At 60.6% G+C, this 13,907-nt stretch carries 9 protein-coding genes; 6 read left to right on the top strand and 3 right to left on the bottom strand.

Annotated elements, in window-relative coordinates; translation table 11 throughout:
• Positions 1–114: 114 nt before the first annotated feature.
• Positions 115–2,091 (bottom strand): bifunctional aldolase/short-chain dehydrogenase, encoded by a 1,977-nt coding sequence (locus G5S37_RS14350; protein ID WP_165205066.1) that lies wholly within the window; start codon positions 2,089–2,091, stop codon positions 115–117.
• A gap of 162 nt (positions 2,092–2,253) precedes the next feature.
• Here G5S37_RS14350 and G5S37_RS14345 point away from each other — a divergent pair, with 162 nt between their 5' ends.
• The 5 genes from G5S37_RS14345 to G5S37_RS14325 all read left to right on the top strand — a co-directional run bounded on the left by G5S37_RS14345 (position 2,254) and on the right by G5S37_RS14325 (position 8,675).
• Entirely contained in the window at positions 2,254–3,132 is an 879-nt protein-coding gene (locus G5S37_RS14345) for a transglutaminase family protein (protein ID WP_165205064.1), read from the top strand.
• 33 nt (positions 3,133–3,165) lie between these two features.
• Positions 3,166–4,050, top strand: a complete 885-nt coding sequence (locus G5S37_RS14340) for a transglutaminase family protein (protein ID WP_206026449.1) — start codon at positions 3,166–3,168, stop codon at positions 4,048–4,050.
• A 96-nt stretch (positions 4,051–4,146) separates the two neighbouring features.
• Positions 4,147–4,560 carry a BlaI/MecI/CopY family transcriptional regulator gene (locus tag G5S37_RS14335; protein ID WP_165205060.1) on the top strand — a complete coding sequence of 138 codons (414 nt, stop codon included), beginning with the start codon at positions 4,147–4,149 and terminating at the stop codon, positions 4,558–4,560.
• Positions 4,557–7,415, top strand: a complete 2,859-nt coding sequence (locus tag G5S37_RS14330; RefSeq protein WP_165205058.1) for a penicillin-binding transpeptidase domain-containing protein — start codon at positions 4,557–4,559, stop codon at positions 7,413–7,415. The genes G5S37_RS14335 and G5S37_RS14330 overlap by 4 nt, the downstream gene beginning before the upstream one ends.
• Before the next feature lie 102 nt (positions 7,416–7,517).
• Entirely contained in the window at positions 7,518–8,675 is a 1,158-nt protein-coding gene (locus tag G5S37_RS14325; RefSeq protein WP_165205056.1) for a hypothetical protein, read from the top strand.
• 139 nt (positions 8,676–8,814) lie between these two features.
• On the opposite strand, the gene G5S37_RS14320 is transcribed toward G5S37_RS14325, so the two are convergent.
• The gene (locus tag G5S37_RS14320; RefSeq protein WP_165205054.1) at positions 8,815–12,177 is read right to left on the bottom strand and encodes an ABC transporter permease; all 3,363 of its coding nucleotides are present in this window, start codon (positions 12,175–12,177) and stop codon (positions 8,815–8,817) included.
• 18 nt (positions 12,178–12,195) lie between these two features.
• On the bottom strand, positions 12,196–12,855 hold the full coding sequence (locus tag G5S37_RS14315; protein WP_240914874.1) for an ABC transporter ATP-binding protein: 660 nt from the start codon (positions 12,853–12,855) through the stop codon (positions 12,196–12,198).
• A gap of 307 nt (positions 12,856–13,162) precedes the next feature.
• Between G5S37_RS14315 and G5S37_RS14310 the strand changes: the two genes are divergently transcribed.
• Complete coding sequence (locus G5S37_RS14310) at positions 13,163–13,897, top strand: hypothetical protein (protein ID WP_165205052.1); 735 nt, start codon at positions 13,163–13,165, stop codon at positions 13,895–13,897.
• Positions 13,898–13,907 lie beyond the last annotated feature (10 nt).

Below are 13,907 nucleotides of genomic sequence, written 5' to 3'. Positions count from 1 at the left end.
CGTGGTGCCCCACCCCAAGGAGCGGCGACTTCAGTCGCGGTTTTGACAAGCGCCGTAGGGCGCGAAAGTCGGCGTCCCGTCATGCGGGACGCCACTCCTAGGACAGACAGTACATTAGATCACCCGATCATTCCCGCCATCCACGGGAATCTGCGCACCGGTGACCTTGAGGAAGAGCGGTGAAGCCATGGCGGACACCATGTTGCCGATGTCCTTGCTCTTGATCTCCACCTTCATGAGGTTCTTCGTCTTGTACTCCTCCACGGTCATGCCGTAGCGCTCAGCGCTGCGCTGAAGGGCCTCAGGGGTCCAGAGCTTCGTGTCGAAGACGGCATCGGGGTGGATGATGTTCACGCGCACCTTGTTCGGAGCAAGTTCCAGGGAAGCCACACGGCAGAGCTGGGTCAGCGCCGCCTTCGAGCAGGAGTAGCTGGCCGCGCCAGGTCCGGGGGCCTTCACATTGCGGCTGCCCACGAAGATGAAGGAGCTTTCCATGCCAAGCTTCAGGTACGGGATGGTCTCGCGCATGAGTTTCTGCGCACTGGTCAGATTCACAGCCAGCGCCTTGTCCCAATTGTTCTGCTCCAGATCCTCAAGGTACTGACCCGCGGTGAAGATGCCCGCGTTGGAGACCACGATGTCCAGTCCACCGAAGCGACGCACGGTGTCCTCTACCGCGTCACGCACGGCGGCGTCATCCGTCAGGTTCACCACTTTTCCGAGGCCACCGATCTTCGCCATGATATCGGCGATTTCGGGATTGAGGTCCAGGCCTACGACGATGGCACCTTGCTCTGCAAGGCTCTCTGCGCAGGCGAAGCCGATGCCAGCGGCACAACCAGTGACGAGCGCGACCTTGCCCTGATGTACCTTGCGGGCCGGGCCCTTGCGCAGCTTGGCCTGCTCGAGTTCCCAGTATTCGATTTCGAAAATGTCCTTCTCAGGGAGCGGCTCCCATCCGCCAGCGACCTCACCAAGCTGCACCGTGGCAGCCGTGTGCGTGGCGATGTCATGGACAATGCCGGCGTCCTTCACGGAATCACCAAAGCTCACCAGTCCACGTCCCGCCCAGATGGCGAAGCGAGGCGCCGTGTCCAGCATGGTCTGGTCCTTGGCATTGCGCTTGAAGTAGGCAGCGTAGGCGTCCGCATAGGATTTCAGCGCTGCGTCCATGTCGTCGCCGATGAACACCGGAGCGCGCTTCGTGCGGATGCTGTGGTCCGGAGTGAGAGGTCCCAGGGTGCCATAGGTGGCCACATCTTCGTTCAGGGTGTATCCCACCGCTTCCGGAGAGGCATTCAGCCTGGCAATCTGGGGATAGCCACGAAGCTTGCTCACGGCCTGGCGCATTTTGGCGAGGCCCTTCAGGTCCTCAGCCGCCTGGGCCAGCTCCTGCACCTGCTTGCCGGCAACCTCCTTCGCGAGCCATTCCTCTGCCTGGGTCACCATCTCGATGTGCAGTTCGTAGCTCTTGCGCGCGTCATCCGCGAAGGTGAAGAGGCCGTGCTTCAGCAGCACCATGCCCTCGATGCCTTCCTTGCGCAGGTCGCGTCCCTTGATGAGGTCATACACCGTCTTCGCCAGGATGAAGCCGGGCATGACGTAGGGCACCACGAGCACGCGCTTGCCAAAGACTTCCTTCACGCGCTTTTCGCCATCCTTGCTGCCGGTCAGCGCCGCGATGGCGTTGGCATGGGAGTGGTCCACAAACTTGAAGGGCAGGATGGCGTGCAGAATCGCCTCAATGCTGGCGGCGGGAGCGTTCGGATTCGTCATCGCCGCGCGCTGCTGCAGCACCATGTCCGGGTCGCTCATGGTGGGCAGTTCGGCCATTTTCAGCAGAGCGCTCATGCGCACGGGGGAGAAACCTTCACGCTCGATGGTCGCGAGGTCCCAGCCGGAGCCTTTTACGTAGCAGAGACTCACCGCCTCGCCAAAGAAGTCCTTCTCCTCCACCTTCACGGAGGTATTGCCTCCGCCGTGAAGCACGAGCGCGGGGTTCCGGCCCAGCAGGCGGGAGGTGTAGACACGCTGTCCGAGCGGGTCAGTTCCAAAGGTGGCGGCTTCCTGGTCGTTCCAAAGGCTTTGCATGGGTGGGTGAAATGAGGGCGCTAGGGTGCGGTGATTGAGCCCGCGTGCAAGGTGAAAATGCCTGTCTGGCATGGAACCAAAGTGCCATGGAATCCGCCCCGCCTCCCGCGGAACGCAGCACGGATGCATGCGCCGGCAAAACCCGGCGCGAACCAGAAGCACATGATGCGATTTCGAGTGAAATGTGAACTGGACTACAGTGCGGAGGCGCCTGTGGTATTTTTGCTCAATGTGCGGGCTCAGGACAACGGGTGCCAGAAGGTGATCGAGGAGAATTTTTCCATCTCGCCGAAACTCCCCCACACCCTACTCACGTGTCCCGTGACCAAGAACCGCTTCGAGCGCATCGAGGCCGAGGTGCCCGGAGTGTTTCACATCGTCTACGAAGCCGTGGTGGAGACCCGCCTGCACAAGCTGCCCGCCAGCGACCTCAAGGAAACGTCCCCGGCCTCTTTCGGTCTCGATGTCCTGCCCTTTATCTACCCCAGCCGTTACAGCCAGTCGGACCGTATGGGGCGGCTCGCGGCGGATCACTTCGGAAATGAAGCCTGTGCCGTAGAGACGGTGCAGGAGATCGTGGGCTGGATTTCTCGGCACATCGCGTATGTCAGTGGCTCCACCGATGCGAATACGTCCTCTGTGGACACCCTCGTGGAGCGTGCGGGTGTTTGCCGGGACTTCGCGCACCTGGGCATCGCCTTCTGCCGTGCGATGAACATCCCCGCGCGCTACTTCACGGGGTACGCCTTTCAGTTGGAACCTCCGGACTTCCATGCCTGCTTCGAGACTTGGATCGGCGGACGCTGGATTCTCTGGGACGCCACCGGCCTCGCTTCGCCCGACGGCGTGGTACGCATCGGCACGGGTCGGGATGCGGCGGATGTGTCCGTGTGCACTGCCTTCGGCAACCTGAAAGTTGAGCGGCAGTCCGTGGATTGCCAGGCGCTCGATCCGTCCTACAAGAAAATGACCCCGGAAGAACTCAGCACCACCGTGGTGTGTCACGATGCCGCCCATCCTCCGGGTGAGCGTGCCGCATAATCCAGATACCGCGTGATGGATCGCTTCCACATCATGCATCGCACCATCTACCGGTACAATGCACCGGTACAGTTCGGCATGCACCGGCTGGTTCTGCGGCCGCGGGAGGGACACGAGATCACCGTCTTGAAACACCAACTCACCACGGTGCCCCAAGCAAGGCTCTTCTGGCTGACGGACATCTTCGGCAACAACATCGCGCTGGCCCAGTTCGAGGAGGAATCGGATCGCCTGGAGATCCGGAATGAGGTGGTCATCGACCGCATGCCGCGAGCCGAGGATGCAGCCCCGCTGAAAATGAGCCGTTCCTCGGTGACTCCCCTGCCCGTTACGTATCCGCAGATGGAGCTTCCCGTCGTGCGGGGATACATCGCCACGGTGTATCCAGATGATCAGGCGAAGGTCGCCGCGTGGGTAGCTTCCCTGCCACCGCCGGAGGAAGCGCACCCGACCGCGATGGAGATGGTGGAGCACGTGGGACGCCGCATCTACTCCACGATCAAGTACCGCCGCCGTGAAGAACCAGGCGTGCAGACACCCTCAGGCACGCTCGCCTTGGGTACCGGTTCCTGCCGGGACATGGCCGTGCTCATGATGGAGGCCTGCCGCTCCATGGGCATCGCCACGCGTTTCGTCAGCGGCTACCTCAACTCGACCGCCTCCGCCGCAGGCCGCGGCGCCACGCATGCGTGGGCAGATGTGTACCTTCCCGACAACGGCTGGACAGGCTTCGACCCCACCATCGGCGAGCGCGTCTCCCGCAAGCACCTCGCCATCGGTGTGAGTGCCCATCCTCGCGGCGTCATGCCCGTGAGTGGGATCTTTAATGGACCACCCGGCGCGTATGAAGGCATGGAGGTGGCGGTGACGATGCAGCAGGTGCCGGTGGAGGAGGTCGCAGTCGTTACCACGGAGTAGCGTCACGCACTTCTGGCACAGGCGGTTCCCAACCCACTTCCCGCTCTACGAAGATTTTCGTTTACAACCACGAACACTTTCGTAGATAATCCGCCCATGCCGGAAAATGCATCGCAAAAACCGACCCCATCCGAACTCGTCATCTTGCGCGTCTTGTGGGAGCGCGGGCCCAGCACGGTACGGGAAGTGATGGACTCGCTCACCGGCGAGCGCGACATGGGCTACACCACGGTGCTGAAATTCCTCCAGATCATGCTGGAGAAGAAGCTGGTGGCCCGCGATGACTCGGGCAAGACCCACGTCTACACCGCCGCCACTCCGGCGGAAAAGATGCAACGCCGCCTGGTGGGTGACCTGCTGGACAAGGTCTTCTCAGGCTCCGTGAGCGGTCTTGTGATGCACGCTCTCGGGTCGAAGAAGGCCAGCACCGAGGAGTTGCGGGAGATTCGCCGCATGCTGGATGAGCTCGACACCGACAAGTCAAAAACCAAGCCCAAGCCCAAGCCATGAACGCTTTCCTGGATCAGTTGACGCAATCAGAGGTCGTCCACGCCATCTCGCTCGTGCTGGCTCATTCCCTGTGGCAGGGCGCCGTGGTGGCCGTTGTGCTTGCCTTCCTACTACGTCAAATGCGACGCTCCACGGCCCAGGCGCGCTACATCGTGTCCTGCGTGGGAATGCTCGTACTCATCGCTTGGCCACTCGTGACGTTCTGGCAGGTCAACGAAGGGAAGAGTGACGTAGTCCGCGCACCGTGGCCGCAGGCAGCGGGGGCACCTTCTTTTGAGCAGGGGCTTCAATCACCCAGAACTCCTGACGCTTCGCGAGTCACCTCATCCATCTCGTCGACCGTCCAGCAATCCACGGCCACACCCAGGACGGAAGCCACCATCTCCTGGCAAAGCTGGACCATTCTGCTCTGGCTTACGGGTATGTCGCTACTGAGCCTCTGGCACCTCATGGGCTGGATCGGGTTGCAGCGCTTGCGGCATCGGGCCACCACCACACTCACGGGCGAACTTGCGAGCACTGCGTCGCGGTTGGCCCGCCAGATGAAACTCCCCTCCTCCATCCGCGTGTGCTGGTCCGCACGTGTCACGGGAGCGATCTCCTTTGGTTGGCTGCGTCCCATCGTGCTCCTCCCCGCCTCGATGGCCACCGGATTCTCTGCACGGGAAATCGAAATGATCCTGGCGCATGAGTTCGCGCACCTGCGCCGGCATGATTACTTGATGAATCTACTCCAGTCCGCCGTGGAGACGCTGTTGTTTTACCATCCCGCGGTGTGGTGGATCGGCCGGCAGATCCGGCGCGAGCGGGAACATGCCTGTGATGATATTGCGGTGCGGGTCACGGGTGATGCCCGGACGTATGCGCAGGCTCTGGTCCGGCTTGCGGAGAGTGCCACGCTGTTTTCAGAAGATACTCCGCGTCTCGCCATGGCGGCTGGGGCGGCGGGTGGTCTGCGCCAGCGCATCGAGCGCTTGATTCGCCCCGGAGCGGCATCATCCAGCGCAATCGCCCTTCGCCCCGTCTCGGGCATTATTACTCTCGCGCTGATGTTACTCTTCATGGGAGCACCTGATGCAGCACGGCCTTTGCAAGCTCAGGAGAACGCTGCACATGGCCCACGGGGTTCCATCCGCGATCGCAATGGCGTGCTGCTCGCCGTGACTGACCGGCCGGATCGGCAGATCATCTTCAACCTGGAAAAGGTGGTGGACGCCTGGCGAGCCAAGCCGGGGCGCGAGGTGCCGCTCGTCACCTATACAAGATCGAAGGCCGATGGAACCATCGGGGACGTGCAGGAGCCGGACATCGTCTACCTCTTCCAGCAATTGGTGCTCCCTGTTCTGGAAGAGCACAAGCTGCCCCGCGAACTCGACGCGGAAGCCATGCGTAGCCACTACCGGGAGCATCGGGGCGGAAGGCCCTTCGCCTACGCCAAGGAACTGCCGGAAGATCAGCTCAGGGAGGCAGCATCGGTGAAATCGAGCGTGCCGGGCATGGATATTCACACCGTCATGCTGCGCCGCTATCCGTACAAAGCGCTGGCTGCGCACACCTTGGGGATCGCGGCTAACTCCAGTGGTGTAGAAGGGTCCATGCAGGCCCTCCTGGAACCTCAAATCGCAGAGGATGACACCACGAAACCGGCAGCGCGTGGTTCGGACGTCTACCTTACCCTCGATGTGCGGCATCAGTACATCGCCGAGAGAGCCCTGCGGGACGGTGACCCGGCCATTGGAAGAGGTGCGGTGGTGCTTCTGGATGTGCAGAGCGGTGATGTCCTTGCGATGGCTTCCGCGCCATCCTTCGATCCGAATGAGTACATTCCCGCCATCAGCAAAGAGAAGTTCAAAAAGTACAGCAAGGCCACCACCCTCCCGATGCTGAATCGTGCCGTGCGGAGCATCGTACCCGGTGCCACCTTCCTCGTGGCCACTTCACTCGCCGGCATCTGCGATGGGAAGGAAGGTTTTCAGCATACCTGCGTGGGAGGCTCGACCTTTGGCACCAAGTTCATGCAGTGCTGGATTGGCCAGAAGGACGGCATGCATGGCCCTATGGATCTGCGAAAAGGGATGCAGGAGAGCTGTAATCCCTACTTCTACAATCTGGGGAATGCGATCCGCCCCGAGAAATTCGACTCCATCGTCGCACTGCTCGGCATCGGTCAAGATGTGGCCATTGAGTTACCGGAAAACGATCGGGGCATTTTCCCAAACCGGGCCTGGTGGGAAAAGCAGCGGCCTGGTGCGCCGTACACGGAGGCCACCGTGGCGAACATGTCCATTGGCCAGGGCGCGCTTCAGGTCAGTCCCCTGCAGCTTGCTTCCCTCATGGTTCCCGTGGCCAACGGAGGGTTGGTCTGGCGTCCACGGTTGGTGGATCGCGTGGCGCCGGGCGGAGACGTCTCACACGAGGAAAAACGCCCCCGCAAGCTTGTGGGCAATCTTCGGGATCAGGGGCTCACGGATACAGGTCTGGAGGCACTGCGCTCCGCCATGCGGGCCGGAGTGACCGAAGGATATGCGCTGGGTGCGAAGGTGCCGGACCTGCCCATCGTCGGCAGGACCGGTACGGCTCAAAACTGGCGCCTCGCCAATGGTGTGGCCCTGAAAGACAATCACACCCTGTTCATCGCCTACGCTCCCATGGAGAAACCGAAGTGGGCCATCTGCGTGCTGGTGCAGGGCGGCAAGAGCGGTGGCACGAGCTCCGCCCCCATTGCCGCTCATATCCTGACGCAAGTGGCCGAGGTCGAGGCCGGGAAACGGAAGGTGGAAGCGCAGCCTGTAGAGCCGATCGAGGGTTCGTTTGATCCGGTTGAGCGGGTGTCGTTTCCGCGGATTACGCAGTGAGCAAATGGACCTTTCGGTCACCTGGGAGTGTCCCAAGGAGATTTGCCATTACGGATGCTTCATGGTAAAACGCCTCAGCTATCGCAGCCCAGCTTGTATTGAATGAAACTGTTGTCCTTCGCCTTTGTGGTTGGCGTTTTCGCTCTGATTCCCACATCGCCCACACTATCGGCGGAGGAACCCGCTCGCGGTTCTGTCCTAAAAATTCAATCGCTCGCGTCACAGCCTCCGTTCTCAGCGAGGCTGGTCAAAAGCACCTCCTACAAAAAATTCGATGGGTCGGTGGTCGTTGGAATGACGCTTGAACTCGCGGATGGATCCACCAGGAGATATTTTAGCTCCGCTGCCACCCCCGCCGAGCAACGAGTCGTCGCCTATCTCAATACAATCAATACAAATGAATTCCGAAATTTTCCCTCGGCCGTAGACGAGGCCGCAAAAGCAAACTTCCTGCTTATTGCCATTGAAAACCTTGGCCCTTTTCGCGGCACAGTCATCAGACGCGAACTGGTCACATACGAGGATGGAACCGAACTGGCTTGCCTGAGTCTCGCCAGGGATCATGACATTCCCATCACAGTCGTGGATCTCGCGCCTTCCGAAGACTCGAAGCGCTTTCTTAACCACCTCGAAGAGGGGCAGACATATCAGTTCCCGCATGTTTACTATCTGATGCACCATCGCAAGGTCCCAGAGCATCTCACCTCTGGGATTCCGATTCCCGTAAACGGTGATGTTGGAATTCCTGCGCCGAGGAGCGCGTCTGATTCGTTCGTGCCACAAAATCCCGAGGAAAAAGCCATGGACTTGCTGGTCGGCGTCTGGAGCGTTGAAGGCGCCCCCACAGTCAGGATTTTGAAACGCTGGTCCGCAGACGGAAAGCATGTCAGAAGCGACACCATCAGTTCGACTGAGCCACGAGGGAAACCAGGGGCCTTTACGGCGCAACCAAACATGGGCATTACTTCAGTGATGAGCTTTGACAGAAAATCCAAGCTCTTCCAGTCGGTGACTATTGCGCAGGGTGCCGCCACGCCTCCCGGAACTCAACCTGGCAAATCGGAAGTCAAGACCAGAAGAGAAGGTACATGGGATGAAGGAACTCGCACCTTTACTTGGTACAGCACCGGCAGCCGTGAGATTTCAGCTACGGTGACCTCGCTTGACCCGGACACGTTGGTGTCCACACCCCGAAATATCGCCGGGAGAGGGAGAATCGAAGCAGGGCCTGCGACAAAGCACGTCCGGCTCAAGCGCTAGACGGACAAGGTGCCTGGGAAACGAAACGGCAGTTCGAATGGTCAATGACACCTGCACTTTCGCCCTGTTGCAGGAGCTTGTTTCTTTTGAACCCGGTCCTGATTCCGTCCCCCGGCTTCACAGACATCTAGCCCCCTTCCTACTCCCGCCTCACCGCATCCAGCAGTCGGCCACTCAAGGCCAATCTCGCGGCCAGCCAGCACACGGCTACGCCGAAGGCGAGGATGCCAAGATTGAGCCACAGGAGGAAGCCCACGGGCAGCGCGCCGCCGGACTGCTTCACGTTCGGCCACACCGTGAGCGCGGCGCTTACAAGGCCGAGAATCAATCCCGCAGCCAGCAACGCGGCATGCTCGCTGAGCACCATGGCGCGGAGTCTCGCCGGTAGGAAACCCAGTGCCTGCATGAGGCCGAATTCGCCTTTCCGTTCCAGGATGTTCCGCGCCGCCAGCACACCGAGACCAGCGGTGCCCAGCAGAACTCCCAGCCCACCCAGCACCGTGAAGATGCCGATGTAGGTATTCTGCACTGCCTGGAAAGCCGCGAGTCGATCCGCCGCAGGCTCGATGGCGAGGCCTCGTGTCTGCACCTGCTTCGTGAGCTGGCCGCTGATAGCAGTGGCAGAGTCAACAGGAGCATCGATGAGGAAGAACCGGTAACCCGCCGCGTCAGGATAACGCGCAAGGAAGTTCTCCTCACTGATGATGAGCTTCCCCTGCAGCACACTGCCCGCGAGCAGGGCCACGAGTTTCACGTGGAACGTTTTTCCGGCAGCGTCCGTATAGGCCAGCGTGTCCCCCACTCCCTTGCCCAGGCCCCAGAGTGCGGTGGCCTGGTCGGCAATAGCCGGGATAGGCTCGTTCTCCGCCGCCTTGCCCGCGATGAACGACCACGAACCAGACGCGAAAGCAAAGCGATCCTTCTGTCCATCAGCGCCGGCGAGACGTGCCGGATTCACCGCTGAAATGACCGGGTTCTGGGCGCGGTTGAGGTTCAAGCAGCTCGCGTCATCTCCCTCACGGATGCGGAAGGGCACGACGCTCACCTTCTTCATGAGCTTCTCGTCCAGGGCGAAGGTGTCCCAGGCGGGCTCGGAGTTGAGGTCCTCATAGATCGGGAGCGTGCTCTCCCCAAGCAGGGCAAAGCCACCCGTCCCCGTGTCCCGGCGGGCCGGGTCATTGTTCGCCGAAAGGCGGAAGGCATTCACGGCGATGACGAGAAACACCCCACCTGCCATCATCCCGATGACCGAAAGCGACCGTCCGCGACGGCGGGTGACATTACGGAGGCCAATCGCGCCCAAAGAGCTGGCCACGGAGTGCGCGCCAGTCGAGCCGTCGGGTTCCAGACTCATGAGCCACCGGCGGGCCACCAACAGCCCCGCCAGCAGCAACAGGAATCCTGCGCCGAAGAACATGCCCGCCACGGCTTCTGGACTCCCCGCGGAGCCACCAGCGAACGACAGGCCCATCGCCAGGACAACGCACAGGATGGGAGACCAGTAGGCACCAAAGAAACCAGTCTTGGGGGCAGGCGTGGAAGCTCCGATAGCGTGTCGCTTTTTTCCGGATTTTGCAGGAGGCTCCGCGACTTCTCCCGCAAGGAGTTCGCGGGCGGAGGTCTTGAGCAGGCGTCGGCTAGCCAGCCAGAGGATGCCCATGCTGGCAAGGATGCTGGAAACAAACGCGATGGCGAGCGTGTCAGGTTGGCCATCGTAGATGAGTTTCATGCCCACCGTGGCACCGCTCCACACGCTGTTCAGTCCCGCCAGCGCGAGCTTGGTGTAGGCCACCCCACCTAGCAGTCCAAGGGCGGTTCCGACCAGCGCAATAATGCCTGCCTCGCCCAAAAGGGTGAGGCGGACTTGCTTGGGGGTCCAGCCAATGGCCAGCAGCAGGCCAACCTGAGGCACGCGCTTTTCAAGCGTGAAAAGGAAAAGTAAGGCACTAAAAATAAGCGCCGAGGCTATCAAAAACATGCTTAGGCCGACAAAAAGACCACCAAAGTCCACACTGCCCTTGGCGGCTGCGTTGGCCTCGGATTTAAAGTCTCGCACAACAAGGCCTATGTCAGAGAGTTGGAGTAACTTAACAAGCTCTGCCCGTAATGATTTCTCGTCTTCACCCTTATGAGGGAAGCGGATCGAGGTCAGATTTCCGAATCGATTGCCCCAAAGTTCTTTTCCCACATTCAACGGGATAAATGCCTTGGGGGTCCCATGGAAGTCGTCCCAGTATTTCTCGTCCTTGTCCCGAATAGCATCCAGCTTTACCGGAATGCCAGGCTGCCAGTCACGGCAGTTGTCCACGTCTGAGACGCCGGGAAAGTTCGGGGTCCAGCTCTTGTTGAGTGCTGGCTGGTCCATGGGGATGATACCCCGGACGGTGAAGGAGGCGTTGCGTTCCTGCAGTTCCCTGCCGAGCCCCACGCTGAAGTACCGCAGCTCGAAGGTATCGCCGAGCGCGAGGTTGAGATCTTCTGCGAGCCACTGGCTCACGGCAGCAGGTCTCTCGGCAGAACCAGCATGGTTCGCCGACAGGTTGACACCAAGCGCCGAGAAGCGCTCGGCAGGAATGGCAGTGACCATGGAATAGGGCGTACGCTCCTTGGATTTCTGTGAAGAGAGCCCGTTCACCAAATAAGTGAGCACTCCGTAGGCACCCGGCCGGGCCTTCAGCACCTTCTCCGCGATCACCTCATCGAGGAACACACGGTCGGTGCTGAGTTCCCATTCTGGAACGGCTCCATCCACTTTGGTGAGCTTGAGGGCAAAGTCCTCAAGCGTCTCCCCTCCGAGGGTCGGGTGTTCGATGGCTTCATAAAGCAAGGGTTGGAACCAAGCATTCACCCGTCCGGCCTTCTCCAGTTCCGCCTGAAGTTCGGCGAGTGGCAGGAAAAGCGTGTCATTCCCCGTCTGCGAAGCGGTGAGTTGGAAATGTCCAAAGTCCTCCGCAGGAACCACCGCTGTCACCGTCCGCCGTAGGGTAGTCTCATCATTCGTGCTGCCGGAGAGCGGAGCGTCCTTGGAGATCGCGCTGGGGCGCTCCATGCGCACCACGACCGTGTCTCCCACCTTCACTCCGAGCTTCCGGGCCAGAGATTCATTGACCGCCAACGGGGAGGATTTTTCTGACTTCTCCGGAAAAACCTGGCGACCACTGGGACTCAGCTTCCAGAACTCAGCATCCACGCCAAGTACTTGAACGGCGTTTACGCGAGCCTTGCCCGAGGATTCGCTGACCGAGGCGTTGAGAATGATGACCGGAGCTGCTCCGTCCTTTCGGGCCAGCTCTTCAGTGAACCACCGGTCACCGCCGAGCATGCCAGACTGGATGTTTCCCAGCCGCTGGGCTGCCGCCTTACGCAGGCTGGCGCGAACTGAATCGCCCACCACGAGCGAGCCGCTGAGGATGGCGGAGGCCAGAAACGCGCCGAAGAGCAGGCCGAGGTGGCTCTTCCAGTAGTGCCGGGCGCTCTGCAGAATCAGAGAAGTGCTGTTCATAAGAACTTGTGGTTCTGCTTAGGACACCAGATTGCCGGTGTGAAGTTTGAGAACTCGCTTCATGCGCTCGGCCTGAGTGAGTTGGTGCGTCACTAGCACTAAAGATATGCCGATATTCTCCACCAAATTGATCATCAACTTGGTCAAAGTATCGGCATTTTCCTCATCAAGCGCCCCCGTCGGCTCGTCGGCGAGGATGAGGTGCGGCGAGTTGATCAGCGCACGTACCACCGCCACTCGCTGGCGCTCGCCGCCGGAGAGCTGGGCTGGCCGATAGCCGGCCCGCGGCTCCAGTCCGACTTTGGAAAGCAGCTCCATCGCCCGGTCACGGACCACCTTGGGATCCGGCGCAGGTTTCAACGCAAGGGTCGGGAGAAGGACATTCTCCAACACCGTGCACTGCGGTAGGAGGTGGTGGAGCTGGAAGATGAAACCGATATGCTGGCTGCGGAGTTGACTAAGCTTTTCTGCCGACGCCCCTTTTAACGATTCTCCGTTAAAAAGGTACTCGCCACCATCCGGCTCATCGAGGGTACCCAGAATGTTGAGCAAGGTGCTCTTGCCGCACCCCGAGGGGCCGACGATGGCCACCGACTCCCCTTTCTCAAGGGTGAAGCTGATGTCCTTCAGCACCGGCACCGTGGCTCCTGCAGCGGGCTCGACATAGGACTTGGACACATGGCGGAGTTCGAGGAGTGGCATAGCGGTGCGACGGTGATCGGTAGGACGGTGCGGCGGTCTGGGATGGGTGGAAGGATAATGGGACAGAGGTCGGCGTCGAACAAGCGCCAGCATGCTGGTTACTGGTTACGCATCGACGTGCAGACGAATCGCAGTTTTGATGAGGCATTTACCACTTCAGTGATCCGATGATTGCTGCCGGGGAGACGATTCCGATCCCGAGCCAAAAGCGTCAGACAAAAACGTCGGCCGAAACGGTTTCGTCACAGCCATCCGTGATGCTGACATGCAGTCTGCATCAACCATGAATCCGTTTGCTGCCGCCTCTTCACGTGTCACCGCTTTTGCCTGTGTCGCTGCCACCCTGCTCGCCTCTCCGTTTTCGGTGGGAGCCGGGGAGGAGTACCATGGGGACTTCGTGGCGGGAGCGCTCAAGTACTCCCGTGATCTGGCGGCACAACACCATCTGGTTGCCCACGTGAGCATCACCACTCCGGAGGGGAAGGCGCTGAAGTTCCAGTATGACCAGTATCCTGAGGTGGAGCGGATCAAGGTGGACGACGAACTGGCTTTCGCCAAGAAGCGGGGCGGCAAGTGGATCATGTCCAATGACTGGGGTAAGACCGGCAAGAATCTCGACGCCGAGGAGGCCCTGGACTACGACACGCTGGCGAGCTTCGTGCACGCCCCGCTGAATAGCGTGACGGAAGTCCGCGATGCCTCTCAAGGCGGGACGTTCATGCGCCTGCTCAACCATTCCCACGAGGACGGGCGGGAACGATTCGTGTTCGAGAAGAGCCGCGAGCAGCCGAAGAGCGATCACGTGTACCCATGCTTCCTCTTCGAGCGATACAAGAACAGCGAAATCGCCCAGCCCCTGCTCAGTGGTTTCAAGGGGCCCCTCTACACGGGCGACCGCATCCTGATGGTCTCCATCAGCTACGAGTATCGGGTGGCTCAGGCAGGCAGGTCCCGGGTCAGGCTTGTGGAAGCGAGCAGAGAAATGACGGCGCCGCTGTCGCTCATCGCGAGCCGATAAGCTCTCCCCA

The sequence above is a fragment of the Roseimicrobium sp. ORNL1 genome (assembly GCF_011044495.1).
Taxonomy (GTDB): domain Bacteria; phylum Verrucomicrobiota; class Verrucomicrobiia; order Verrucomicrobiales; family Verrucomicrobiaceae; genus Roseimicrobium.
This window is presented reverse-complemented; position numbering and strand designations above follow the sequence as displayed.